21 protein-coding genes and 3 tRNA genes are annotated in these 24,485 nt (G+C 41.9%); 13 read left to right on the top strand and 11 right to left on the bottom strand.

Annotation, left to right across the window (positions count from 1 at the left end; translation table 11 throughout):
* The 4 genes from QVP94_RS19430 to QVP94_RS18940 form a co-directional block, all read left to right on the top strand.
* Positions 1–299: MATE family efflux transporter (locus tag QVP94_RS19430; RefSeq protein WP_502685455.1), on the top strand; the 299-nt coding region annotated here is incomplete at its 5' end.
* Positions 286–1,227, top strand: coding sequence for an MATE family efflux transporter (locus tag QVP94_RS18950; RefSeq protein WP_502685454.1), 942 nt, complete (start codon positions 286–288; stop codon positions 1,225–1,227). The genes QVP94_RS19430 and QVP94_RS18950, both read left to right, overlap by 14 nt.
* Before the next feature lie 83 nt (positions 1,228–1,310).
* Positions 1,311–1,736 carry an META domain-containing protein gene (locus QVP94_RS18945; protein WP_022193238.1) on the top strand — a complete coding sequence of 142 codons (426 nt, stop codon included), beginning with the start codon at positions 1,311–1,313 and terminating at the stop codon, positions 1,734–1,736.
* Positions 1,736–2,185, top strand: coding sequence for an META domain-containing protein (locus tag QVP94_RS18940; RefSeq protein ID WP_022193237.1), 450 nt, complete (start codon positions 1,736–1,738; stop codon positions 2,183–2,185). Before QVP94_RS18945 ends, QVP94_RS18940 begins: the two co-directional genes overlap by 1 nt.
* A gap of 49 nt (positions 2,186–2,234) precedes the next feature.
* Here the strand turns inward: QVP94_RS18940 and QVP94_RS18935 are convergent, their stop codons facing one another.
* From QVP94_RS18935 to QVP94_RS18920, 4 genes are all read right to left on the bottom strand, one after another.
* The gene (locus tag QVP94_RS18935) at positions 2,235–4,292 is read right to left on the bottom strand and encodes a TonB-dependent receptor plug domain-containing protein (protein WP_022193236.1); all 2,058 of its coding nucleotides are present in this window, start codon (positions 4,290–4,292) and stop codon (positions 2,235–2,237) included.
* A 6-nt stretch (positions 4,293–4,298) separates the two neighbouring features.
* Complete coding sequence (locus QVP94_RS18930) at positions 4,299–5,492, bottom strand: exo-beta-N-acetylmuramidase NamZ family protein (RefSeq protein ID WP_022193235.1); 1,194 nt, start codon at positions 5,490–5,492, stop codon at positions 4,299–4,301.
* A gap of 70 nt (positions 5,493–5,562) precedes the next feature.
* A complete protein-coding gene (locus tag QVP94_RS18925; protein ID WP_022193234.1) occupies positions 5,563–5,862 on the bottom strand; it encodes a nucleotidyltransferase domain-containing protein in 300 nt (99 codons plus the stop codon).
* Between the two features lie 9 nt (positions 5,863–5,871).
* On the bottom strand, positions 5,872–6,306 hold the full coding sequence (locus QVP94_RS18920; RefSeq protein ID WP_022193233.1) for a nucleotidyltransferase substrate binding protein: 435 nt from the start codon (positions 6,304–6,306) through the stop codon (positions 5,872–5,874).
* Positions 6,307–6,984: 678 nt separating this feature from the next.
* Between QVP94_RS18920 and QVP94_RS18915 the strand changes: the two genes are divergently transcribed.
* From QVP94_RS18915 to QVP94_RS18900, 4 genes are all read left to right on the top strand, one after another.
* Positions 6,985–7,437, top strand: a complete 453-nt coding sequence (locus tag QVP94_RS18915) for an HU family DNA-binding protein (protein ID WP_022193232.1) — start codon at positions 6,985–6,987, stop codon at positions 7,435–7,437.
* A gap of 389 nt (positions 7,438–7,826) precedes the next feature.
* Positions 7,827–8,750 (top strand): FRG domain-containing protein, encoded by a 924-nt coding sequence (locus QVP94_RS18910; RefSeq protein ID WP_288213319.1) that lies wholly within the window; start codon positions 7,827–7,829, stop codon positions 8,748–8,750.
* A 12-nt stretch (positions 8,751–8,762) separates the two neighbouring features.
* Positions 8,763–11,543, top strand: coding sequence for a choice-of-anchor Q domain-containing protein (locus QVP94_RS18905; RefSeq protein WP_022193229.1), 2,781 nt, complete (start codon positions 8,763–8,765; stop codon positions 11,541–11,543).
* 16 nt (positions 11,544–11,559) lie between these two features.
* The gene (locus QVP94_RS18900; protein ID WP_022193228.1) at positions 11,560–12,927 is read left to right on the top strand and encodes a hypothetical protein; all 1,368 of its coding nucleotides are present in this window, start codon (positions 11,560–11,562) and stop codon (positions 12,925–12,927) included.
* Positions 12,928–12,995: 68 nt separating this feature from the next.
* Here QVP94_RS18900 and QVP94_RS18895 read toward each other — a convergent pair whose 3' ends face one another.
* Positions 12,996–14,129: an AAA family ATPase gene (locus tag QVP94_RS18895; RefSeq protein ID WP_012056145.1), complete on the bottom strand. Its 1,134-nt coding sequence runs from the start codon at positions 14,127–14,129 to the stop codon at positions 12,996–12,998.
* 197 nt (positions 14,130–14,326) lie between these two features.
* On the opposite strand from QVP94_RS18895, the gene QVP94_RS18890 reads away from it, so the two are divergent.
* The 3 genes from QVP94_RS18890 (at position 14,327) to QVP94_RS18880 (ending at position 20,153) form a co-directional block, all read left to right on the top strand.
* The gene (locus tag QVP94_RS18890) at positions 14,327–16,741 is read left to right on the top strand and encodes a S9 family peptidase (RefSeq protein WP_022193227.1); all 2,415 of its coding nucleotides are present in this window, start codon (positions 14,327–14,329) and stop codon (positions 16,739–16,741) included.
* Positions 16,742–16,800: 59 nt separating this feature from the next.
* A complete protein-coding gene (locus QVP94_RS18885; protein WP_005867908.1) occupies positions 16,801–17,343 on the top strand; it encodes an HDIG domain-containing metalloprotein in 543 nt (180 codons plus the stop codon).
* A 65-nt stretch (positions 17,344–17,408) separates the two neighbouring features.
* Complete coding sequence (locus tag QVP94_RS18880) at positions 17,409–20,153, top strand: putative LPS assembly protein LptD (RefSeq protein ID WP_005867909.1); 2,745 nt, start codon at positions 17,409–17,411, stop codon at positions 20,151–20,153.
* A 63-nt stretch (positions 20,154–20,216) separates the two neighbouring features.
* Here the strand turns inward: QVP94_RS18880 and ung are convergent, their stop codons facing one another.
* A complete protein-coding gene (gene ung / locus QVP94_RS18875; RefSeq protein ID WP_022193226.1) occupies positions 20,217–20,879 on the bottom strand; it encodes a uracil-DNA glycosylase in 663 nt (220 codons plus the stop codon).
* A gap of 21 nt (positions 20,880–20,900) precedes the next feature.
* Positions 20,901–21,938 (bottom strand): aspartate--ammonia ligase, encoded by a 1,038-nt coding sequence (gene asnA / locus QVP94_RS18870; protein WP_022193225.1) that lies wholly within the window; start codon positions 21,936–21,938, stop codon positions 20,901–20,903.
* A gap of 196 nt (positions 21,939–22,134) precedes the next feature.
* Between asnA and QVP94_RS18865 the strand changes: the two genes are divergently transcribed.
* A tRNA-Arg gene (locus QVP94_RS18865) sits at positions 22,135–22,208 on the top strand.
* A gap of 63 nt (positions 22,209–22,271) precedes the next feature.
* Here the strand turns inward: QVP94_RS18865 and QVP94_RS18860 are convergent.
* Together QVP94_RS18860 and QVP94_RS18855 are read right to left on the bottom strand one after the other, a co-directional pair.
* A complete protein-coding gene (locus QVP94_RS18860; protein ID WP_005858943.1) occupies positions 22,272–22,694 on the bottom strand; it encodes a GNAT family N-acetyltransferase in 423 nt (140 codons plus the stop codon).
* Between the two features lie 64 nt (positions 22,695–22,758).
* Entirely contained in the window at positions 22,759–23,337 is a 579-nt protein-coding gene (locus QVP94_RS18855; RefSeq protein WP_005858942.1) for a Crp/Fnr family transcriptional regulator, read from the bottom strand.
* A gap of 409 nt (positions 23,338–23,746) precedes the next feature.
* Between QVP94_RS18855 and QVP94_RS18850 the strand changes: the two genes are divergently transcribed.
* Positions 23,747–24,184, top strand: a complete 438-nt coding sequence (locus QVP94_RS18850) for a DoxX family protein (RefSeq protein WP_005858940.1) — start codon at positions 23,747–23,749, stop codon at positions 24,182–24,184.
* Positions 24,185–24,295: 111 nt separating this feature from the next.
* On the opposite strand, the gene QVP94_RS18845 is transcribed toward QVP94_RS18850, so the two are convergent.
* Positions 24,296–24,370: transfer RNA gene (locus QVP94_RS18845), tRNA-Val, on the bottom strand.
* 33 nt (positions 24,371–24,403) lie between these two features.
* Positions 24,404–24,478: transfer RNA gene (locus QVP94_RS18840), tRNA-Val, on the bottom strand.
* Positions 24,479–24,485: the final 7 nt, after the last annotated feature.

Genomic DNA, 24,485 nt, shown 5'->3' with positions numbered 1-24,485 from the left:
TATTCCTGCTGTTCAATATTACCACGACCGGAACTTCCGTCATGTGCGCCCTCTATTTCGGGGCGAAAGATAATAAGAGTTTTATTCAGGTGTTAGGAACCTCCTTGTTGTTTAACGCCGGCGTAGGTTGCTTGATCAGCTTGATGCTTTTCTTGTTCGGTAGGGAGATGTTGGTCCTGATGGATATCCGTCCGGATCTGATGCCGGACGCTGAGACTTATATGCACATTGTCGGAGGGTTCGGCTTCTTCCAAGCGGTTAGTTTTACGATATCGGCGGTGCTCCGTGCAAGGTGTTAGTTTGACGATATCGGCGGTGCTCCGTGCGGCGAACAAGCCGAATTACGCGATGCAGGTGACCTTGCTGATCAATGTATTGAATGTGTTTGGAAATTATGCATTGATATTTGGCCATTTCGGTTTTCCTGCCCTCGGTGTACAAGGAGCGGCTATCTCTACCTCTGTTTGCCGGGGAGTGGCGATGACACTTTTGTTTATCATGCTGTTCAAGCGGTTGGTGCCTCGTATCCCTTTGGCTTATTTCCGTCCGTTCCCGTTTCAGAAGTTGAGAGACGTGTTGAAGATCGGTTTGCCTTCGGCAGCGGAACAAATCTCGTATGATGCCTCGCAGGTGACGATTGTCTACTTTATCAATATGCTGGGTAATGAGTACTTGACAGCTCGTGTTTATGTGATGAATATCGTAATAATCGGCTATATCTTTTCTTTGTCGATCGCACAAGCTACTTCTATTTGTACCGGCAATTTGGTGGGCGCGAGGAAGAAGCAAGCCGCTTATTTATTGAGTTGGTATGCTTGGAGGAGGTCATTGCTGATTACGCTGGTCGCTAGTACCGGGGTTTATCTGCTGGGACGTCCTTTATTGGGGATATTCACGGAGAATCAAGCAATCATAACGATTGCGATGGGAGCCTTGCTGGTAGATGTACTCTTGGAGCAAGGGCGGGCCACGGTACTGCTGTTCTTATTCTGCTTGCGTTCGGTAGGCGACGTTGTGGTCCCGGTAATTATCGAGTTATTCTGTATGTGGTTCTTTGCCGTGTTCTGCGGGTATATGTTCGGTATCGTGTTCGGATTAGGCTTAGCGGGGATGTGGTTCGCTTTTGCTTTGGACGAGTGTTCCAGGGGAGCGGTACTCTGTTTGCGGTGGCGAACGCAGAAGTGGAAAAAGAGGATGTTAATCAAGAATCCTGTTAATATAAGCTAAAACAGGGTGTTCTTGGGAACATTTCGCCTTCTATTTGCGTCTTACTAATTACAATAGATATTTTATAAAAGATTATGATGAAGATGAAAAAGGTATTGTTTTATGCGTTTTTGCTTCCCGCTTTCGTTGGGATGATGTTTTCTTGTTCAGATGTCAAGACAGATGTGAAGAAGTTGGAAGGTAAATGGAATGTGGTAGAAGTGAAAGGTGAGAAAGTCTTGGAAGAAGGCCTGCCGCAGATGGACTTCAATATGGCTGAGAAGAAATTACATGGAAATACAGGCTGTAATTTATTCAATACGACGATCACGTTAGATCCGGAAGATGTATCTTCTATTACGATCGCTCCGGGCACTACGACTATGATGGCGTGTCCGAATATGGATTTGGAGACGAGCGTGCTTCAATCGATGGATCAAGTTCGTTCCGTGAAGGCCGGAAAAGATGAGAATGAGATGTTGTTGGTAGACCAAGATGGTAATGTATTATTAGTATTGGAGAGAAATTAATGAGAAAAGGTCTTTTTTATATTTGCCTGCTTTTGGTAGGCGTTGGTTTGTTCGCCGGCTGTAAATCCAAGAAAGCGGTGGTAGCTTCTTTCTCGGATCTGGATGGTGAATGGGGTGTCGTGGAGATGAACGGTAAGACGTTGAATCCCGAGGAGACTCATCAGGTTTTGGTGTTCGACGTGGCTCGTCAAGGGCTTTCGGGAAATGCCGGTTGCAATCGGTTGATGGGGAAGATCGAATATAATGATGCTTATAAAAATATCATTAAGTTCCCACAGGTAGCGACTACCCGAATGGCTTGCCCGGATATGAACGGCGAGCGGGAGTTGCTGGAAGCGCTTAATAAGGTGGTGCGCTTTGAGGCACAGGGTGAGGCGGCTCCTGTTACGGAAATCGCTTTGTTCGGGACCAATAATGATAAGTTGTTGGTGATCAAAAAGCAAAAATAAAATCACCCAGTTGTAGAGACGGGGCACGCCCCGTCTCTACAACTGGGTATTAATATTTGAAACTATAACGGAATCCTGCCTTAAACCAAATACCCGGTTGGGGGATATTTCCCAGATCATAATAAGTGGAATTGAGCAGATTATTTAACTCCGCATATAGATTTAACCGCTGATATTCCCAATTTACTTTCATATCTACTAAGCAATAAGGAGCGTAAGGTTCCTCATAAGCCGGCTTAAGATTCTCGTATTTAGTATAACTACCTGCCCGGTCTTGCCAACGGACATACCAAGTGGCCGAAAAACCTTTCCAGATAGAATGGCTTAATTGAGCCGTGAACTTGTGCTTCAGATAATCTAACGCATAATTCGATATATACCCCTCACTATCCTTGTCTTGATGGATAAACGCATATCCCAGTTCTATTTTCCGGATAAAGAACCGTTCGTTGCCCAGTTCCCTCGGTAATAAACTCAGGTTAGTCTCGAAACCAAGGTTATCGACTTTTGTCAGATTTCGGCTTTCCCAGATATCTTCCGGTTTCTCTTTCACCCAATCGATCATGTTCTTGCCTTTTCGGTAAAAGCCGGCTATATGAGCCCGGAGGAAGTAAGTGTTGTATTTCAGTCCGACCTCGAAAGCCTCGCTTTCTTCCGGTTTTAGGTCAGGATTTCCTTTATTCGTCTTACCCTCATAATAAAGATCGGTGAAAGTCGGCATACGCAATGCCCGGTTCCAGCTCCCATACAGACGGAAATTGTCCCCGATACGGTAACTGGCATCTATTCCCGGATAGAAATGAATCCCTTCGTTTAAGGCCGAATTATAGTTTGCCAAGACCCCGACTGACAACGTGAAGCGGCGTAATAATACGTTATGCTCAAGAATGTAGCTGATGTTACTTCGGTTATCGCTTTTTAGATATTGCCCCTCTTTCTCGAAAGGAACATCCTGCGGTTCCTTCATCGGCTTGCCTAATACATTACTCTTTACTCCCTCGTTTCGGAATTCCACGCCCATACTGGTTCTTCCTAGTTTCCACTGTGTCGTGGCGTTGAGGTTGGCTCCGAATACTTCCGTCTCATGGTAATTATGCCCGGTATACCAATCGGCAGGATCGCTACGGAACAACTCGTACCGGTCGAAATGTCGGGTCCAGTATACCTTGGGGGTGAACTTGATTTTGCCATGTGTTTCTCCTCCGGCGGAGAGGAAGAAGCGGCGAGTCTTGTCGTATTGGTTGGGGTAGGAAGCGGAGTAGAAGCTATTCGCTCCATAACCTTTGTCGTTGTATCCAGCTTGGAATTGGAAATCGGCCTCCTCACTTTTAAGTTCCGATTGCCAAAAAAGATTTAATTGTTTGAAGTCTGTATTGTCTATATACCCTCCGGACGAGGCATACCCTGCGGAAAGGCGCTGTCCGAAATGAGTGGTCGCATGATTGATGGCAGCTTCCAGTTTCCATAGCTTATGCATTCCGGCGTAATTATCAGTCGAGATCCTGTTCTCTTTTCCCGTTTTCGTGATGATATTGATCGCTCCGGCGAAAGCGCTGGCCCCGAATATACGGGAAGAAGGGCCGGATACCACCTCGATGCGCTCTATGTCCGAGAGATTCACCGGGAGGTCAAAACTATAATGGCCAGTTTGTGGGTTGGAGAGGTTGACCCCGTTTAAGAGAACCGCTATTTGGTCGAACGTCCCTCCCCGGATGGAGATATCGGCTTGGGTGCCTCCTTCTCCTCGTTGCCGGACGTCTATTCCCGCGGCATATTCTAAAAGATCCTGGATACTGGTGACAGGTGCCGCCGCGATCTCACGGGCGGGAATGACTGTCACGATCTTGGTCACTTGATTCCGTGCGATAGGCGCACGGGAGGCGGTAACTTCTACCTCTTCCAGCTCTACGGAAGCTTCCTCGCCGGTCCGGTTAGGCTCGATTGTCTTTTGAGCTTGCGCCGTGTCGGGCAGGGCGAATAGTAGCGTACTTGCTGTTACGACTCCAATGTTAATGACTTTGTGCATACTCCGGAACGCAGCGTAACGTTTCCGGTCGAATCGGCGGAAACGTACGGCGACTTGGGTATGCGATTCCCAATAATTCATTCGTTCTTATTTTTTATTTTGAGTAGGATAGTCCGGATAAAGTAAATACTTTTTACGCATGGCCTTGTATTGATCCAGCTCGGGTTTCCAACTTTCCCGGATCTCTTTCTCGGATAAGCCCCTTACGATCTGGTAGCGGAGCTGCTTCGTGCCTGCCAATAAATCGAACCAGTTCGGACGGGAGAAGAAAAAGGCTTGATCCTTTCCCGCTTTATTGTAGAAGTCGAGGAAGAATCGCAAGGTTAATCCTCCTTCGAACGGATATTCCCGCAGATCGATGCCGTAACATACTTTATCCTTTTGCAAGGGATTGGTATCGAATCCGGGCAAGGAGGTCGGGGTAAAAGTGAAATTCCCGTATTTAGGATCCGGGAAACCTAGTACTTGAAACGGATAATAGGTTCCTCTTCCCACGCTAACGTTCGTAGCCTCAAAAAAGCAAAGCGACGGATACAGGCGGATAGACTGGTCATTCGGGAGGTTCGGAGAGGGCTTGACCGGCAACCAATAGGGATCTCCGTGTTTCCAATTCTCCATCTTTACGATCTTTAACCGGCAGGTATCGGGCGCACTTTTCAGCCAGCCTTCCTTATTGATCATCCATGCCAATTCCCCTACGGTTAAGCCGTGCAAGATCGGGAGCGGATCGACACCTACGAAAGACTCAAATCCCTTTTGGCGGATCGGCCCGTCTACAAAGTCATTTGGGTTCGGGCGGTCCAACACGATAAACTCTTTGTTGTTTTCGGCGCAGGCTTCCATCACGTAATGCATCGTACTGATATAGGTGTAGAAACGGGCACCTACATCTTGTATATCGAAAACAATCACGTCGAGGTCGCCCAGTTGCTCGGCGGACGGTTTCTTGTTTTTCCCATAAATAGAGATGATGGGGATGCCTGTTTTCAAGTCTCGGCTATCTTTTATCTCCTCTCCGGCATCACCGGTTCCCCGGAATCCATGTTCCGGAGCGAACACCTTCTTAACGTCTATGCCTTCCGCTACTAGCGCATCTAATAAATGAATCTGCCGCTTTTCCAAAATGGAAGTCTGGTTGACTACTAATCCGACCCGCTTACCCTTCAGTAAACGAGTGACGACATCCATCCGCTCGGCACCTAGCTTTAACGGGGCGTTTTGTGAATAGACACGGGGTGTCAAGCAATAAAGTAAAAATAGGAATATAAGGATCTGTTTCATTACATTATATAATATATCACTGTGTACTGATCGCGAAAGTACGAAATGTTTGTGAGAAATGAATGCGGGTCTATCTTGAATAGAAAACTTTACCTACTCGGTCGATATGTTCCCCGATAGGAGTCCCTTTTTGTTTCTGATAATTAAGCAAGTCGACTTTGTAAAGTAAACCCAAATCATCGATACGGTTGTTTATGTCGAGCTGTTGGCTAAAGGTGATATCTTCTCCATCCATGGCAAGGTCGATGTCTGAGCCTGCATGACTTGTGCCTTTGGCTCGCGAGCCAAAGATAAGTACACGCCGTATGTTGCCATACCTGCGAAATACCTCACGCAACTCTTCAACTACGTTATCGCTTAATCCAAACATAATAAACTATTAAAATAGATCTTTGTTCTCCGTCTCGTTCTTACGAATAATCAGCAAATCCCTTAGTTCCCTTAACAAGGGAGCGTAGTCTGCGTAAATCCCTTTTGCGATCTCATCCGCCTCGTCCTCGTTGTATGTATGCGAGGTTAGGATTCGGGCTTTCGCCATCTTTCGCCATCGATCATGATCCTTTATCAATCCATTCTCAAAAGCCAACTGAAGGGTCGTGTTCGGGCCTGTCTGGAATTGGAACCCCAGATATTGCATATAATCTTGCAATACCTTCCAAGCCAACTCAAACGTATATTCGAAACGTTGAATAAGCCCCTCTTTCTCTAGTTCCGATAAAACGTCATATTCCATCGTATCCGTTATTTCCAATAAACGGGCACATGCTTTGGCGAAATTATCGAAACGTTGCAACCAACGAATATCCCTGCTCATAGTCGTCTTATTTTGTATATGGGCAAAGATAAACTTTTTCTTTCGTATCCGCAAAACAGGGCTTGTCGCTTTATAAGCCGAAATCTCTTGCGGAATAGTCCGGGATCTACTCTATGAGTAGGATGAAAACTACTTAGTAAGCAGACCCCCTGTTTACTTACTAAGTAGAGGTCTGGTCTACTTACTAAGAGGATGAAGGTCTACTTACTAAGTAGTTTCTGGATTTCTAGGTAAAGAGGGGTTGAAGAGATAAAATGCTTATTTATTGAAATATTTTCTAGGAAAATGTTTGCAAGAAGAGAAAATAGTTGTACTTTTGTATCGTAATGGGAGTAGCGATTCTTACGCTTGATGATGCGTTATAAATAAAGAGGCATCATTTTTTTAGTGATGGAAATTTAAAGTCGATGATACGTTATATAAATAGAGGTGTCATTTTTCAGCCCTTTCCCCGGGGGTGGTTTTAAATTCGATGATTAAGCTAGCCTTAATGAAAACTTTTCTCTCCCGCAAGATCAATATTTATTTAGCCGCTGCCCGCAAGCGACCTATGAGAGGTATGTTTCTCTTTATATCGTTTGGGCTGGGTAGGTTTATTCTTTCTTTGGCAAGAATGAGGGGAGTAAACAAGTGAGTGTATTCATTCTTGTTTTGTTGAACTCAAAAAAGCGAAAAAATATGGCTTTACGAGTAAGACGAATCAAAAAGGCATTCGGCTTTGACAAGTCGAAGACCGAAAAGTATGTGATAGTCCCTGATCGGGCTACAGTGGTAGGTTTCGAGGCCCTTTGCGATCAAGTCGCTGCGGTCTCAGGTATTAACTTAGGAATGGTTCAGTCCGTAGTCTATGGATTGGTGAAGTCCATGACGACATTCATCCGGCAAGGCCATTCCGTGCAAGTGACGGGTTTCGGTACCTTCGTCCCTTCCTTTAATGCGAAGAGCAGTTTAGATGAGAAAGAGGCGAATGTGGATTCTATCCACCACGTGAAACTACGTTTCCTTCCCAGCGCGGAGTTGCGTACGATGATGAAATCGATGGAATTCGAATTCGATGTAACGGACAGTACGAACGATTCCAAAACAACCTCCGAAGGGGGAGGTGATTCCGAAAGCCCGGATGAGATCTAATCGTTTGGGAAGGTAAGTAAAAAGCCCCAGTCCGGCAGCAAGGGGAAGCTGTTGGGCGGGGGCTTTCGTTTATGCTATTTTTACATGTCATAAACTTTGCTCACAAATAATTAAGAGTTATCTTTGCGGTAATTCCAAGTAGTGGCTAAGCGAGACTTAGCGGCCAAGAGAGGCTTCGAACGGAAGGACATATTTAACGAAGAGCGTTTTTAAGATATTATTCTTGTCATAGAAAATCGCCAATTTTCAAAGCGGAACAAGTATAATAGCAACAGAAAGCGCTCACGTCTTTGGTATATACATATTCTTCCTGTATAGGAGAGATATTATACATAAGGGCGTGGGACTGTTGTTTATTATTTGTTCCGTGGGTGTTTGGCGATACCTCTATGACAGATAAGGCATTAAACAGTTTCCACGCCTCTTCTTTTTATTGTAACCTTATAAAAGCGATGTCGAACGAGGGGAAACAGGGAGACGAACAGAAAAATATGGATATTATAAAGGAGGTTTCAACTGTAAGTGAATTTATTAGTACCGTAAATGATGTCTATGAACAGTGGCCGGAAAATAAGAAGAGTCTCTTTTTTAGGGGACATTGTTCTGATAAGTGGTCACTTGAACCTAGTATTTATAGAGATGGATATAATGAGAAGGAGATCACGCTGGATTACAAACAAATTTCTCCTACTCATAATTTTGATTATCATCCACAGAAAGATATTGATAGAATGTTGGTTGAAATGCAACATTATGGAGTTCCGACAAGATTGTTGGATTGGACAATGTCTCCCCTGTCAGCTCTCTTTTTTGCTTGTCTTCCAAACAATGATACAGAAAAAGATAATGCTGCCGTATTTGTTTTAAACCCTTGGAATGCCTATAGCCGAATAACTGGAGATAAAGCAAAAGACGTTTGCGTATATATGGATATAAACATTATGGCTAGATCTCTATTGGCCTACCAGTGGAAGGAAGAGTGGATAAAAGAATTTATCAAGAATGAATATCGTTATGATATTACACCGAATGAGTATGAATATGCTTTGCCTTTTATTGCAAAGTTCCGGAATGATAGGATCGTTGCTCAGCGTGGAGCTTTTACAATTTGGGGTACGGATAAAAGATCTTTAGATAGTCAAAATGCGATCTATAATAAAAATAATCTGTTGCAAATAAATATAGAGGCAGGCTCTAAAGAATTTATTCTAAAAGAATTGGGTAGGTTATATATTAATGAATATACGGTATATCCAGATTTCGAGGGGATTAAGCAATTAGTGAAAAGAGAAAAAGGATTATTTAATATCTAAAATTCATGGGTCATGAAATATAAATATCGGTGTATTATAACTATTCTATATTGCCTATTATCTATTTGTTTGAATGCGAAGACCATTCATTATGTGAAAAATGGCGCTACAGGTGATGGTTCTTCGTGGTCGAATGCTTCAGGTAGTATTCAAAATATGATTGATAAAGCTATGATAGGTGATGAAGTTTGGGTATCGGAAGGAACATATTATCCGGAAAAGGAATATGTATTGGGTGGTATAAAAGATCGAACTTTCAAATTGAGACCGGGGGTTTCTTTATATGGTGGATTTGCCGGTACGGAACGTAGCCTCCAAGAACGGAAAAAGATCGATAGAGATAAAAATGGAGTAGTTGAATCTTGGGAATTTCAATATGAGACTATATTAAGTGGAGAGGGAAATGTAAAAGATATTATTATAAAAAATGACGATGATCAAATAGAGAAGATGTTAAATAGGGATGACAATTGTAGGTATGTTGTTTCTATAGGTTTTGATGATTACGATGAAAACACGATATCTCCTTGTGTCTCTAGCTTTACCGTAGTCAGTGGAGTTTATGAAGGAATAGGTGTTTCAAATGTATGGAATGTTTCGGGAGAGACAATTATTGATGTAATTGAATGTGATATTTATTATAACGGTAATGGATTATCCTTTTGTAGAAATGTAGTCAATTGTAATATTCACCATAATACAGGGGGAGGAATCCGGTATTTGATAGCTTATAACTGCTATATTTTAAAAAATAAAGGAAGTGGAGCTTTTAATAGCTCTCTTTATGATTGCATTATAGAAAATAATTATGCAGATTATGATGGTGGAGGTACTATTTATAGTAATCTTTATAACTGCATCGTTCGTGATAATTTTGCGAAAAGAAATGGAGGTGGAACCAGTAATGGATCGTTGGAAAACTGTAAGGTCTATAATAATAAAACATTGGGAAATGGAGGTGGAACTTATGGAGGTAAATTAAAGAACTGCGAGGTTTATAATAACGGAACTTTAGGAAATGGAGGAGGAATAAGTGATTGTACTGCAATAAATTGTTCAATTTTCAATAATAAGGCAGGAGAGGAAGGAGGTGGATGTGGTGACGGTGGATATTATTATAATTGTAATATCTATAACAATTATGCACCTACTTATGGGGGGATTTCCTCTAGTTCTTATGTCAACTGTACAATCGTAAATAACAAATCTTTCTCTGGGAATGAAAATAGTGGAAATTTAACGAATTGTATTGTAGTTGGAACATTTGACGGAAGTGCTTCTTATTCCGCATTCACAGATAGTTATGTTAAAGGAGATGGTAATTTCTTGGCAACGGAGAAAGAACTTAAATTCGTAAAATCTACATCTTTTATAGGGAATGCCTCCAGTGAAAAACAATTAGAAGAATTAAAGAATGCAGATTTCCGTCTTGCCAAGGGTTCTTCCGCTATCGATATGGGGCAACAGGAATTCGGAATATCTCTGCTTCCGGAAGACTATTCCGGTTATCCCCGTCCAATGGGAGTAAAGACGGATATCGGTGCGCATGAATATCCTTCATATAGAGTATTACCATACGAGAACAAGTTTGATGAAAACTCTTTGTCTATGAATGTTCCGGAAGCTTGGAAGGTAGAGAAGCTATCGGGTAAGGAGGAATATTCTTTGTATTATGCAGGAGATCGCTATAATTCTCAAAAACAATTCAATTATATAACAACCCCGTTTTTTGATAAAACAGCCTCTAACAAGATAAACTTATCTTTCGATATCGCCGCCAAGTTTAAAACCATGGATCAAAAGGAAAAGATGCATATCATATTAGCCTATTTGGAGTCGGATAAGCGAGATACGATCATGTCTTATTCCAATACGAATTATATACAAGACATTCGCTTTTCTAAAGAAATATCATCTTGGGTAAAGAACAAGGTCTTTCGGGTTCTATTTGCGGTAGAAGACTCACGGCGTGAAAGTTCTAATATTGTCTATTATGGTATCTCGAATCTGAAAATATCAAAACAAGATGCTACGGTCGATATTATCGCGAAAGATAAGGTTTGCATGTACGATGGGAAGCCTCAATCCGTGGATTTCCAGATTAATGATACTCGTGTGGATAAAAACAAGGTAGTTGTTACTTATCAGAAAGAAGGCTCGACTCAATCTTCGACAACACCGCCCACAAACGCAGGTGTATATAAGGTGCTTATTTCCATAGAAGATGGTTCTTATTTCGGAATGAAAGAAGTGAAATTGACTATTGAGAAAGCGAACCAGAAAATCCTTTGGGAACAGAAACTGACAACCATGGGCACACTGGAGAAGATTCGTTTGGAAGCGACAGCTTCTTCCGGATTGCCCGTGCAATATTCTGTGGACGATGAGCTGTTGGCTAAGATAGAGAAGATCGATAAGGATTGGTGGCTTGTTTCAGATACGTTAATCGGAAATGTAACGGTCAAAGCTTCTCAACCCGGAAATGAGAATTATAATTTGGCTAATTCCGTATTGAAAACGATTAAAGTTTATTCTAACTTAACAGATATTGCCGAGATAGAAACAAATAATTTGAAGGCTTATTATTTGAAAGAGGGTAATTCTATTCGGATAGAAGGAGCACCTATCGGTTGCAAGGTATATGTATATGATACATTAGGTCATTTATATACGAGCAAGGAAATGATATATGGAGAAGATCAAATACAAATGAGAAATACCTCCGGAGGTATTTATTACCTATTGTTTGTAGATAAAGATAAAAAGAGAACAATAAAAGTATTAACTGATTAAATATAAGGAATGTGGCATGAAAAGAATAATTTCTTCTGTTTTATTGTTGGCCTCGTTGATCGCTTGCGATAAAGATGATAACTCTTATAATAATTTTAGTTTATCATCTGTCAGGATGGATATAGCGGATGCTCAAATGTTAGTGCTTTGCGGTAACGAAGCACTAACAAAATCATCAGCAGATGATTTAAGTTTATTCAAGATCGATAAGGATGGGAATATGACGGCAGTGCGTAGTATGGTGGATGGTACGAATGAAGAGGTTCGTTTGGTACCGAAAAGCATATGGCCACTTAATGATGAGTATATACTTTGTCCACGGATTTGGTATTATCGATCCGGACAGGATTGGGGTTCATCTGATGAGAATAGTTATTTGATCAATAAGAAAAGTGGTCGGATGTATGTGATTGATGGCAATAAGTATCAAGGTTTTAGTGATACTGATTTCAGCTATCAAATCAAAGAAGGAATAGATGTAAATCCAAGAACAGACAATTTGAATAATGCCTATTGTTTAGCGAACGGATATTCTTCTTCGGGTCTAAGTCAGAAGGGTATCTATAAATTTGCCTTAGAAAACTCTGATAATATAACCATGCAAAAAGTAAACTTAGACCAGTTCCCTATTGGAGACTGGAGTAAACATCCATTTGAGGTAGATGCCGCAGGGAATTGTATGACTTATGTGAGGTTGGATGATCTTGGAGAGAAATATATTCTGTACAAAGCGGATGGAGGTCTGTATGAGTTTCCGAAAAGTGATGGTGTATTCGATTATTTTGTGGGATATAATGGAAAGATGTATTGCTGTTCATGCTCGGATAAAGATAATTATTGGGGAAATAAGCAGTATAAAGTTTTCCCTCTGGAAATCGGGGTGGAGGTATCCTATGATTTAGATCAAGCTACCTCAAAGGAAACACAAACGAATTACGCTTGGGATAGATCCAGAATTTACACATTGGAAAACGGCTTTATCCATGTTCTTCTAGCCACGGATGATACAAATAATATGCTTGTATATAATTCAAAAGATAATACGATCAGAGAAGTTGGCTTCCAGCCCGGAGAGATGGAGAATGTGGTTGGTATATCTAATAATTGTATTTATCGAATCATGAATAAGAGTATTTACAAATACGATTTTATAGCAGAAGAAAAAAGCGTAACCCCGATTGACTTTGATTTTTCTGGTTGCGCTATTTATAGAGATTGGGATACTTATAACGTACCGCAAGGCAGTAAGTTCATCTTGGGAGCGATCCGCAATTCGGATATGGCTCGGTTAAGAATCGAGGTGGATATGGAAACCGGAAAATCCACCATATTTGAAGATGCGCAAGATCGTCCGATCGTGACGCTCGTTCAAGTTGGCAGTTAATAGAACCGATGGATAAATAGAAGATGCTCTCTAGCCTTTTTCGTATCAGAAGGCTAGGGAGCGTTGTCTTAAACGCCTCCCAATTCCTTTTTTAGCCACACTTTCATCACCGGATCTGGAATGATGACCTTGCGTTTCTCTATTTCAATCAACTCTTTTTTAACTAATGCCCTCTTTACGATACTGACATTTGCCGATGAGCCAAGTTTATATTTCTGTAGAATCTCTTGCGTGGTAAACTCGCTATGTACTCCATCTAGGATGGCGCGTAAAAAATTCATTTGATAAGTCGTCAGACTTTCGGTCTGTTTCTCGAATAGCGGAGTGTTTTGATCGATGATATCCTGATATGCCTCCTCAAAGTTCTGCTCCGTAGCGACCTTATCTGTATGAATCCATACCAACCATGCTAATTGCTGCACATAGGATGAATGATTGTCTACCCTTTGGCATATCTTTTCAGCCAGTTCTTTTGAAATCTGCTTACCTGTAGCCTCAAAACGACCACATATATAATTGATCCAATCACAAGTCCCGATTTTTGGCAGATAAATAGCATCGCCGAATTTATAAAAGGGAAGACTCTTTTTTTCAAATAGTTCATTCATCAAATGCTTCTTGCTACCGAACAAGCAATAAGACACCGACTTTTGTAATTGCCACACGGAACGTAATCGCTTTTGGAATGTCTTCGAATCCTTAAATTCGGCAATCTGTTGAAATTCATCGATACATACGACAATATTATATCCCTTCTTTTGCGCTATTTTTTCGGGAAGTTGTAATATCTCATCAACATCATTACTTTGAGGATTCATCTCAAGTGATATGGAAAAATCTGTCATGGGATCGGTGCCTATGGATATTTTAGGGCTGATACGTGAGAGGAATAGCTTGGTATTCTCCAGCCATTCATCTAACTTTGAGGAAGTTTGTTTGAGAATGGCTGCAGCGAACGCATCATAAAAATCCCTGTCGCTACGGCATGAGAATATATCAAGATACACGACTTTCAATTTGTCGGATTGCGCCAAGTGACATGCTTTCTGCACTAAAGAAGTCTTGCCCCAACGACGAGGTGAAATCAGTACCGTATTTACACCATGCTGAAAGTTCAACAATAGACGCTCTGTCTCTTTCTCGCGATCGGTAAAATTATCGCCCGATGTTGCGACTCCGAATATAAAAGGCTTATTCTCCATGATTTTTCAACGATTATTCTATCGCAAAGATAATCAATATTAGGTTTGTAATAAAGTTGTTACTAATAAAGTTGTTATTTATCTTTCTAGTAGCTTGTAGAAGAAGTATCTTACACATAACTAATGATCGCTATCTGCTTGGTATCTTGCGGAAAGTTTATACTTTTGAGGCGAATAACAGACAATACTAAGAATCTATGAATGTAAAAACACTTTTTTATGCGGTAGCCTTTTTGAGTTTATCATGGGTGCCTTTTACCTATGCGCAAGATGTCCTACCGGAATATACGCAAGCACGCCGTTTTGCTCCGTCGAATGCGGAACAGTTACTTTTCTCTTATACCCTTACCCCCAATTATTTTAATAATAGTGACAAATTCTGGTATGAGTATAAGACGAGTGAGGGGACAAACTGGTATCTGGTGGACCCCGATTCGAGAAATAAACGATTATTATTCGATCGGGATGAGTTGGCGGCACAGATAAGCGAGATCGTGAGAGAGCCTTTTACCGGACAACAACTTCCTATCGAAGATTTACGCTTAAAGGAAGATGATCGCACGTTTACTTTCTCGATAAAGGGTACGAACGGGAACTATTTTTTCTCGTATGATTATCCGTCCTCCCGGTTGACTCGGATTACGAAAGACGAGATTCCTGCTAAAATCCGTTGGGCGAATATATCGCCGGATAAAAAGCGGGTTGTCTTCGCGAAAGATTTGAACCTGTATGTCATGAGTTATGAGGATTATGAGAAGGCCGTGAAGGACCCGGAGGATAAGACGATATCCGAGATCGCCTTGACTACGGATGGCGAAAAAGATTTTGGCTTTGGTATGCCCCGGACCTTCTTGAATACCGATACTTTATGTGACCATAAGCGGAAATATGTAATGGGGAACTGGTCTCCCGATGGTCGTTATTTCGTCGCGACCTTGTCGGATCAACGTGCGGTGCAAGATTTATGGGTGATTAACTCGATCGCCAAACCTCGTCCTACACTTGAGACCTATAAATATCAGATGCCGGGAGAGGCGGGTTCTCCAATCGTTCATTTATATCTCTTTGATTTGGAAAATGCCGGAAAGCGGAAAGAAATCCGGGTGGATTGTTTTAAAGATCAAACAATCAATCTAGCCTCCAAACCGGATAAGGAGCGTAGGGGACTCACTCGGAACTCGATCTGGTTGGGAGATAACCAGACCTTCTATTTGACCCGTGTCAGCCGGGATATGAAACGGGTGGATATCTGTTCGTATACGATCGGGGAGGATTCGGTAAAAGCGATCATTGAGGAACGTCTAAATACCTCTATGGAAACCCGCCCGCTAGCGATGACCGATAATGGTAAGGAATTGATCCATTGGAGCGAACGGGATGGTTGGGCGCATCTGTATCTATATGACGCGCAAGGAAATTTGAAAAACCGTATCACCAAAGGACCTTGGCATGTGGACGCCATCGTAGACGTGGACAGTAAGAATCGAGTCGTTTACTTCAAGGCGAATGCCCGGGAAAAGGGAGATACGACTCCTTATTACGAGCATTTGTATCGGGTGAATCTGGATGGTTCGGGCTTAAAGCTGATTACTCCGGGCGATTATTTCCACCTGGTCTCTATGGATAAATCCATGCGATATATCGTGGATAACTATTCTCGTGTCAATACGATCCCGGCTACGGCATTGTATGATAACCAAGGTAACCGATTGATGACCTTGGAGGAGAGTGACTTCTCCCAATTATTCATGGCAGGTTATAAATTCCCTGAGCCTTTTTCGGTAAAGGCGGCCGACGGGGTGACCGATTTGTATGGTGTCATGTATAAGCCTTTTGATTTTGATTCCACGAAAGTATATCCGGTCATTAACTATGTATACCCCGGACCGCAACAGGAGGGAACTTTCTTTCGCTACATCCCGATGAATCCTCGTACGGATCGTTTGGCGCAAGCCGGATTTGTCGTGGTGTGCATGGGACATAGGGGAGGGCATCCCAGTCGCTCCAAGTGGTATCATAATTATGGATATGGAAATTTGCGTGATTATCCGATGGCGGATCATAAAGTAGCTATCGAGCAGTTGTGCGCTCGATATAAATTCATGGATATCAACCGGGTCGGCATACACGGACACTCCGGTGGCGGTTTCATGTCTACAGCGGCTATGCTGCTTTATCCGGATTTCTTTAAGGTAGCGGTATCTTGTGCCGGCAATCATGACAATAACATTTATAACCGGTGGTGGGGAGAGAAACATCATGGGGTAAAGGAGATCACGGATGATATGGGAAATATCTCGTTCGATATTCGCATCCCGACCAATCAGGAATTGGCGAGGAATTTGAAAGGCCGTCTGTTATTGATCCATGGCGATATCGATAATAATGTGCATCCGGCGAATACCATTGTTGTCGTGGACGAGTTGATCAAGGCTGGCAAACGCTTTGATATGTTGATCGTACCGGGAAAACGTCATCATTTTGATGACTATAATGAGTATTATTACTGGCGGATGGTCGATTACTTCTCTGAGTATTTGAGAGGCGAACGGGAAACAGGTGCGGATATAAAAGATTTGAAACTGGGCAATTGGTTTCAGGGGTATCAGTGATGAGAAGTAGTATATGTGAGAGAGATTGTTTATTTTTGTCTCGCAAAAAAATAAATAGGATGAAACCTCTTGATATAATAAAGAAATATTATCCGGAAAGTTCGGATGCCTACCGGATTTTGGTGACTCATAGCCGCAGCGTGGCGGATAAGGCATTGGCATTGGCCCGTTTGCATCCGGAGATGAATCTGGATCTGACTTTTATTGAGGAAGCGGCGATGTTGCATGACATAGGGATCTTTTTGTGTAACGCACCGGATATCGATTGCCATGGGGAGGCCGATTATATCTGCCATGGCTATCTGGGAGCCGATTTAATGCGGAAAGAGGGGTATCCTCGCCACGCCTTAGTTTGCGAGAGGCATACGGGAACAGGACTTTCTCTTGCCATGATCGAGGAACGGAACCTGCCTGTTCCACATCGGGATATGCGTCCCGTGTCATTGGAAGAACAATTGATCTGTTTCGCTGATAAATTCTTTAGCAAGACTAAATTGACGAAAGAGAAACCGGCTGATAAGATAAAACAGAGCTTATCCAAGTATGGAAATGAGACAGTTGAGCAGTTTGAACACTGGTGTAAACTCTTTTTAGGGGAATAAAAGCATAAGGGCTCGTTTATTTATTATACATTTGCACGCTGTAACACACTGCAAAGAACGAAGTAATGTTTTTGATATATAGAGTCCTAATCATTCTATTCGTTTTCCTCTTGGGAGGCTTGGGCGTGCAAGCGCAGGAGATTGTCGCTCCTGCCGATAGCTTGGCGCAGACTGATTCTCTCTTGGTGGCTCCTACGGATAGTACAACGTTAGCGGGAGATTCGATTCCAGAAAAGCAGACCGGGCTAGATGCTCCGGTCAGTTATCAAGCGACCGATTCTATCGTGATGACGGCTGGCAACTGGGCATATCTTTACGGGGAAGGCGATGTCAAATACCAGAATATCGAGCTGCAATCCGAATTGATCGAGATGAATATGGATAGTAGCATCGTGTTCGCTAAGTTTGGACTCGACTCTATCGGGCAGGAGTTTGGCTATCCGTTGTTTAAGGAGGGCGATCAGCAGTATGAGTCGAAGACGATGCGGTATAATTTTGGTACCAAGAAAGGATATATCACGGACGTGATTACCCAGCAGGGCGAAGGGTATGTTACCGCCGGGCGAACGAAAAAGATGGAAGGGGATATCTTGAACATGGTGGGTGGTAAGTATACGACCTGCGACGAGCATGAGCATCCTCACTTTTACATTCAGATGACAAAAGCGAAGGTGCGCCCGAAAAAGAATATCGTAACGGGTCCGGTCTATCTAGTTTTGGAGGACGTGCCGTTGTATCCGATCGGGTTACCTTTCTGTTTCTTCCCGTTCTCGAGTACATATTCATCCGGTATTATTATGCCGACTTTCGGAGACGAGTCTACCAGAGGTTTCTTCTTGCGTGACGGTGGATATTATTTCGCCTTGAGCGATTATATGGACTTGGCTTTGTTGGGAGAGATTTATACCAAGGGATCTTGGGGATTGTCGGCCAAGTCGGCTTACCGCAAACGTTATAAATTCTCGGGCAGTTTTAATGCTTCTTATTTGGTGACGAAATTGGGAGATAAGGGATTACCCGACTATAATTTGTCTAAGGACTTCAAGGTAAACTGGACGCATACGCAAGACCCTAAGGCGAATCCTTATCTGTCTTTCTCGGCGAGCGTAAACTTCTCGACCTCTTCGTATGACCGCAATAATCAGAACAGTTTATACCCGAATGCGAATGGGTATGCCGATGTGAACCAGAATACGAAGAGTTCATCCATCAACGTAACGAAACGTTTCCCGAATAACCCGTTCACGATCTCTGGTACGATGAGTATAAACCAGACGACCCGGGATTCTTCTATCGCCGTGACCTTGCCTAGCATGACGGTTACGATGAGTCGTATCTTCCCTTTCAAGCGGAAACATCCGGTCGGGAAGGAGCGTTGGTACGAGAAGATCTCCATGAGTTATTCCGGTACGTTTAGTAATAGTATAACGACAAAAGAAAACTTATTATTCAAATCGAATTTGATCAAAGATTGGCAGAATGCTATGCAGCACTCGATTCCGGTAAGCGCTACATTCTCCGTGCTCAAGTACTTGAATATTTCTCCCTCTTTCAATTATAAGGAACGTTGGTACACCAGCAAGATCGAACAGGAATATGATACGCAGAAACAGGCTTTGGTAGCCCGCGACACTACGTATGGTTTTTATCGTATTTACGATTTTAACGCTTCTATCTCTGCGTCTACTACCTTGTATGGTTTTTATAAACCGTTGCCATTCTTGGGTAATAAGGTTGAGATGATCCGTCACCGTTTCGAGCCGTCTATTACGGTAAGCGCCCAGCCGGACTTCGCTTCTTCTCGTTTTGGTTTTTATGAGACTTATGTATATCAAGACGCGAATGGTGAGGATCGTGAATATACGTATTCTCCGTTCGCTCATAATATGTATGGCGTTCCGGGAACGGGAAAACAAGGAAATATCAGTTTTGACGTAAATAACAATATCGAGATGAAGGTGCGTTCGGATAAGGACTCTACCGGATTCAAGAAAATTAGTCTGATCGATAAGCTGTCGTTAGGCATGAGTTATAATATGGCGGCGGATTCATTTAAGTGGAGTGACTTGAGTGTCGGTTTACGTTTGAAATTATCCAAGAGTTATACGTTGAACTTGAATGGTCAGTTCGATACCTATACGTACGATGAGAATGGGCATCGTGTCGATATTCCCCGTTGGAAAGCAGGCAAGGGTATTGGCCGTTTGAGAGGGACTAGCACCAGTTTTTCTTATACATTTAATAATGATACGTTCAAGAAGTTGTTTGGAGGAGGTGATAGCTCATCGGATAAATCCGGGAATCAATCGGCTTCCACGGATCCGAATGCAGATCCGGATGGCTTGAACCCGGATGGAGAAGGAGAGGGCGAGAATAAGGAAAGTGGTGGCCGTCTGTTGGGCAAAAAGAAAGAGACCGGTGAGACAGATGCCGATGGCTATTTAATTTCCAAGATTCCTTGGAGCCTCTCGTTTAGTTATGGTTTGAGTTTGCGGTATGGTGATTTTAATCGTTCTAAACTGGAGTATGATTACGCCTTGACTCACTCTTTGAGCTTTAACGGAAATATCCAGCCGACAAAGAACTGGCGTTTTAACTTTAACGCTACTTATGATTTTGACGCTAAGAAGATCTCTTATATGACTTGTAACGTAACTCGTAACTTGCACTGCTGGCAAATGACGGCTAGTTTCGTTCCGGTCGGTCCTTATAAATCCTATACATTCAGTATCGCTGTAAGCTCTGCTTTATTGAAAGATTTGAAGTATGATAAGAGAAGTAATTATAGGGATGGACAGCAGTGGTATTAAGAACCGAAAATTGAGAATTGAAAATTATTGGATTGTATAGCTAATTTTCAATTCTCAATGATCTTACCATTCGATGGGAGTTTGCCCAGTTGCGATTAAATAATCATTGGCTTTGCTGAAATGCTTGTTTCCGAAGAATCCCCGGTAAGCGGAAAGAGGGGACGGATGGGCTGATTTAAGAACCAGATTACGGGATGGATCGATGAAAGCACCTTTCTTTTGTGCGTAGGAACCCCATAATATGTAAACGATATGGCTTCTTTCAGCCGCCAGACGATGAATAACAGCATCGGTAAAGGTCTCCCAACCTCTATTTTGATGGGAACCGGCTTGATGCGCTCGTACTGTGAGAGTGGCATTTAGCAATAATACGCCTTGATCTGCCCAACGAATCAAATTGCCCGTTCTTGGAACCGGATGCCCTAGATCATCTTGTATTTCTTTGAATATATTGATGAGGGAAGGGGGGAAAGGTACCCCATCCTGCACGGAGAAACAAAGTCCGTGCGCCTGTCCCGGCTCGTGATAAGGATCTTGGCCGAGGATAACGACCTTCACTTTATCGAACGGGCAGTGCTCAAAAGCGTTGAACATATAAGGACCGGGAGGATAAACAGTACCTTGGCGGTATTCTTGTTTAACGAAATCGGTCAATTGCTTGAAATAATCTTTTTCAAACTCGTCGGCTAACCGTTTTTTCCAGCTTTCTTCAATCTTTACATCCATAATATAATAGTTGGCTGTTAACTAAATAAGCATCATTCCAGCCGCACGTGCTTCCTTGCGCATCTCCTCCGGCCAGATACTTGCCTGTATCTCTCCGATATGGGCCTTACGAAGATAGAACATACACAACCGGCTTTGTCCGATACCACCGCCGATACTTTGCGGAAGTTCACCGCTCAAGAGGCGTTTGTGGAAATATAGTTCCTTTTTCTCCCCGGCTTTGCAAATATCCAACTGGCGTAGCAAGGCTTCCTTGTTGACGCGGATACCCATAGAGGATAGTTCCATAGAACGGTTTAGTACATCATCCCAAACCAATAAATCCCCGTTCAATCCGGTTTGTCCGTTCTCGGCGATCGTAGACCAATCATCGTAGTCCGGAGCACGTCCGTCATGCTTCTCTCCATTGCTTAGCGAGCATCCGATACCGATAATGAATACGGCCCCGTATTCCTTGGTAATAGCGTCTTCCCGCTCTTTCGGTGTAAAGGTAGGATATTTTTGTAACAAATCCTCGGAATGGATGAAATGAATCTGTTGGGGGAGCGTCGGGCGGATTTGAGGAAACATCTCGTAAACTAAATATTCGGTACGGACCATAGCGGCATATATGCGACGGACGATTTCCTTGAGGAAATCGATATTACGTTCGCTTTCGCTCATTACACGTTCCCAGTCCCATTGGTCCACGTATAAAGAGTGTAAATTGCCTAGCTCCTCGTCTGAGCGGATGGCGTTCATGTCGGTGTAAATACCGTAACCTTCTTCAATGTGATAATCGGCGAGTGTCAGTCGTTTCCATTTGGCGAGTGAGTGTACGATCTCTGCTTTAGAGTCGTTTAAATCCTTGATTGGAAAAGTAACGGCTCGCTCGGTCCCGTTGAGATCATCATTGATACCCATGCCCTTAAGTACGAATAACGGTGCGGTTACGCGTCTTAGGCGTAGCTCGGATGAGAGGTTTTGCTGGAAAAAGTCCTTGATCTTCTTGATTCCCATTTCAGTCTGGGATAAGTTAAGTAAGGCTTTATACCCTGCGGGTTTAATAAGATAGCTCATATACTTGTTGTACTTTGTGTTTGTAAAATATGTGCGGCAAAGATAATGATTAATGGCAAAATAACAAGAATGTGATCGCTTTTATTTGCAAAATGGCAGAATAAGCAGAATACTTATATGCAAAATATCAAAAATAAAATATTTCTCTCCTGTATTTGCTAAACTAAGATATTATATGTACTTTTGCGCAGTCTTTGGCTCGGTAGCTTAGTTGAATAGAGCGTCAGATTCCGGTTCTGAAGGTCGTGGGTTTGAGTCCCACCCGGGTCACAAGAAATCCTTGGTAATCATTAGATTTCCAAGGATTTTTTGTTTATGTGATTTTAAGGAAAACTATAACCGCATGTGTAAAATAGGATATTCTTTACCTTCTCCGTCCAAATCAGACCTTTTGTATGTGTTAAAGCCTATATGTTTATAAAAACCGACAGCTTGATTATTTTGCTCATTCACATCGACTTTTGTTACTTGCAAATTATCTATGGCATAAGTGATTAATTTTTTTCCTATTCCTATACCTCGATAATTATTGTCAATGAATAACATTTCAAGATTTCCTTTTGCGATTCCCATAAATCCTACTAAGATTCCCTCTTGTTCAAATCCGAATAGAGTGACATGTTGAAAATATACTGGAAGTTGTTCCTTATAGTATAGAAAATCTTCCTCTTTAAGAAAATCATGTGTATTTAATACTGAACTTTCCCAGATTTCCATCAAACGTGGATGATCTGTAACTTTAATTTTTTTAATCATAATTGTAATTACTATTTAAAGCTACAAAGTTCGGAACTTTTACATTTAAAGCACTGAATCTAAGTTAAAAAATACGTTTACGGATTCTGCTTAGTGCTTGTGGTGTGATACCCAAATAAGAAGCTATATCTTTTAGCGGTATATAGTTTAGTGTAATGCCATATTCTTCAATCATCTGTAGATAATACTGTTCAGGGGAATATTTAATCAAGTCGATATTTCTTTTCAAGAGTTTATTCAGCAATATAGCATTCAAATCTTCAAATACAGTTTTTACCTTAGGTATAGCGGTGTATAGTTCATTTTCTTGTTTCTTGTCTATTCGGTAAATAACGCTATCTACAATTGTTTGCACATTAAACGCAGACTTTGTTTGTAATGTAAAAGATATGTTCGACATTGAGAACGTACCCTCTTTACAAAACCAAAAGATTTGTTCTTCTCCTTTATGATTTAATAGCCAACAACGTAATATTCCATCAAAAACGAAATAACTATACCTCTCTATTTCTCCTTCCTTGACCAAAAATGTACCTTTACTAATCAATATTCGTTCAAAATATTGGTCAAATAACTTAGATTCCTTCAAATTGAAAGTACTGGTGCTATAATTAAATCCTTTAAGTAGTTTTTCTAAAAGCATAGTCTAAATGTAATAATTCGTAATATACTTACTCATTTGATATATTCACTGTTACTCCTGTTCTCCTTAATTTAATTTCTCATATTCAGTGAAATATATTTTCGACTACAAACTTACGAAAAAACCGAAAGTTTTTATGTACGTTTATGATGGAGTTATTTAAGTAATGAAAGAACACGGAAAACAAAGGTAATTAGCATGTTGTTAAATTGTTATTCTTTTGAAGATGTATTATTTCAAGTCGTTGTATTATAATAAGGTAAATAGTGTTATGATAGTAGTGGCAAACGTTTTGCAAGGCGAAAGATAAGCCGCTTGTCAATTCCCGGAGCTTTTGCTGAACTAACCTTACTTCGTTTTTGTTTTATTACCAGAAAGATGAATTGATAAGATAAAAAATAGGGGAATTATGTCAGCATTTTACAAATTTCTTTTTCCAATGAAGCCGGATGGTACAGCTATATCGTTACTGTTGTTGGCGCTTCGTTTGTTATTTGGAGGTCTATTGCTTTCGCATGGGATACAGAAGTGGACGAATTTTGAGAGCATGTCCGCCGCATTTCCGGACCCACTGGGAGTTGGACATTCGGTTTCTCTAGGCTTGGCCATTTTTGGGGAGCTTTTTTGTTCGATTGGCTTTATTCTCGGTGCGCTCTATCGGTTGGCAATGATCCCGATGATTTTTACTATGGGAGTGGCTTTCTTCGTGATTCACGGGAATGATCCGTTTTCTTTGAAAGAGTTGGCGTTCGTTTACTTGGTCATTTTTATCTTGATGTATATAGCAGGACCTGGTAAGTTCTCGTTAGATCGTCTGATCGCTGTCCTCTTGTCGCAGAAGAGATAGGGAATTGTAGGGAAGTTAACTTGCTTTGGAAAAGTTTCTGGAACCTCGGGTAAACTCTCTGGTTCCTAAATAAAAAAAGACTGTCTGGAAACCAAACAATCTTTTCTATTGTGGGCGTTGACGGATTCGAACCGCCGACCCTCTGCTTGTAAGGCAGATGCTCTGAACCAGCTGAGCTAAACGCCCGAAAATCTTTCGGTGAAATAATAAATTTAAAGGTGGGCGTTGACGGATTCGAACCGCCGACCCTCTGCTTGTAAGGCAGATGCTCTGAACCAGCTGAGCTAAACGCCCTTTAAAC

Origin of the sequence: Parabacteroides sp. CAG:2, from assembly GCF_000436315.1 — a bacterium.
Lineage (GTDB): Bacteria > Bacteroidota > Bacteroidia > Bacteroidales > Tannerellaceae > Parabacteroides > Parabacteroides distasonis.
The sequence above is the reverse complement of the archived record's forward strand: the minus strand, read 5'-3'. Positions and strand labels throughout refer to the sequence as shown.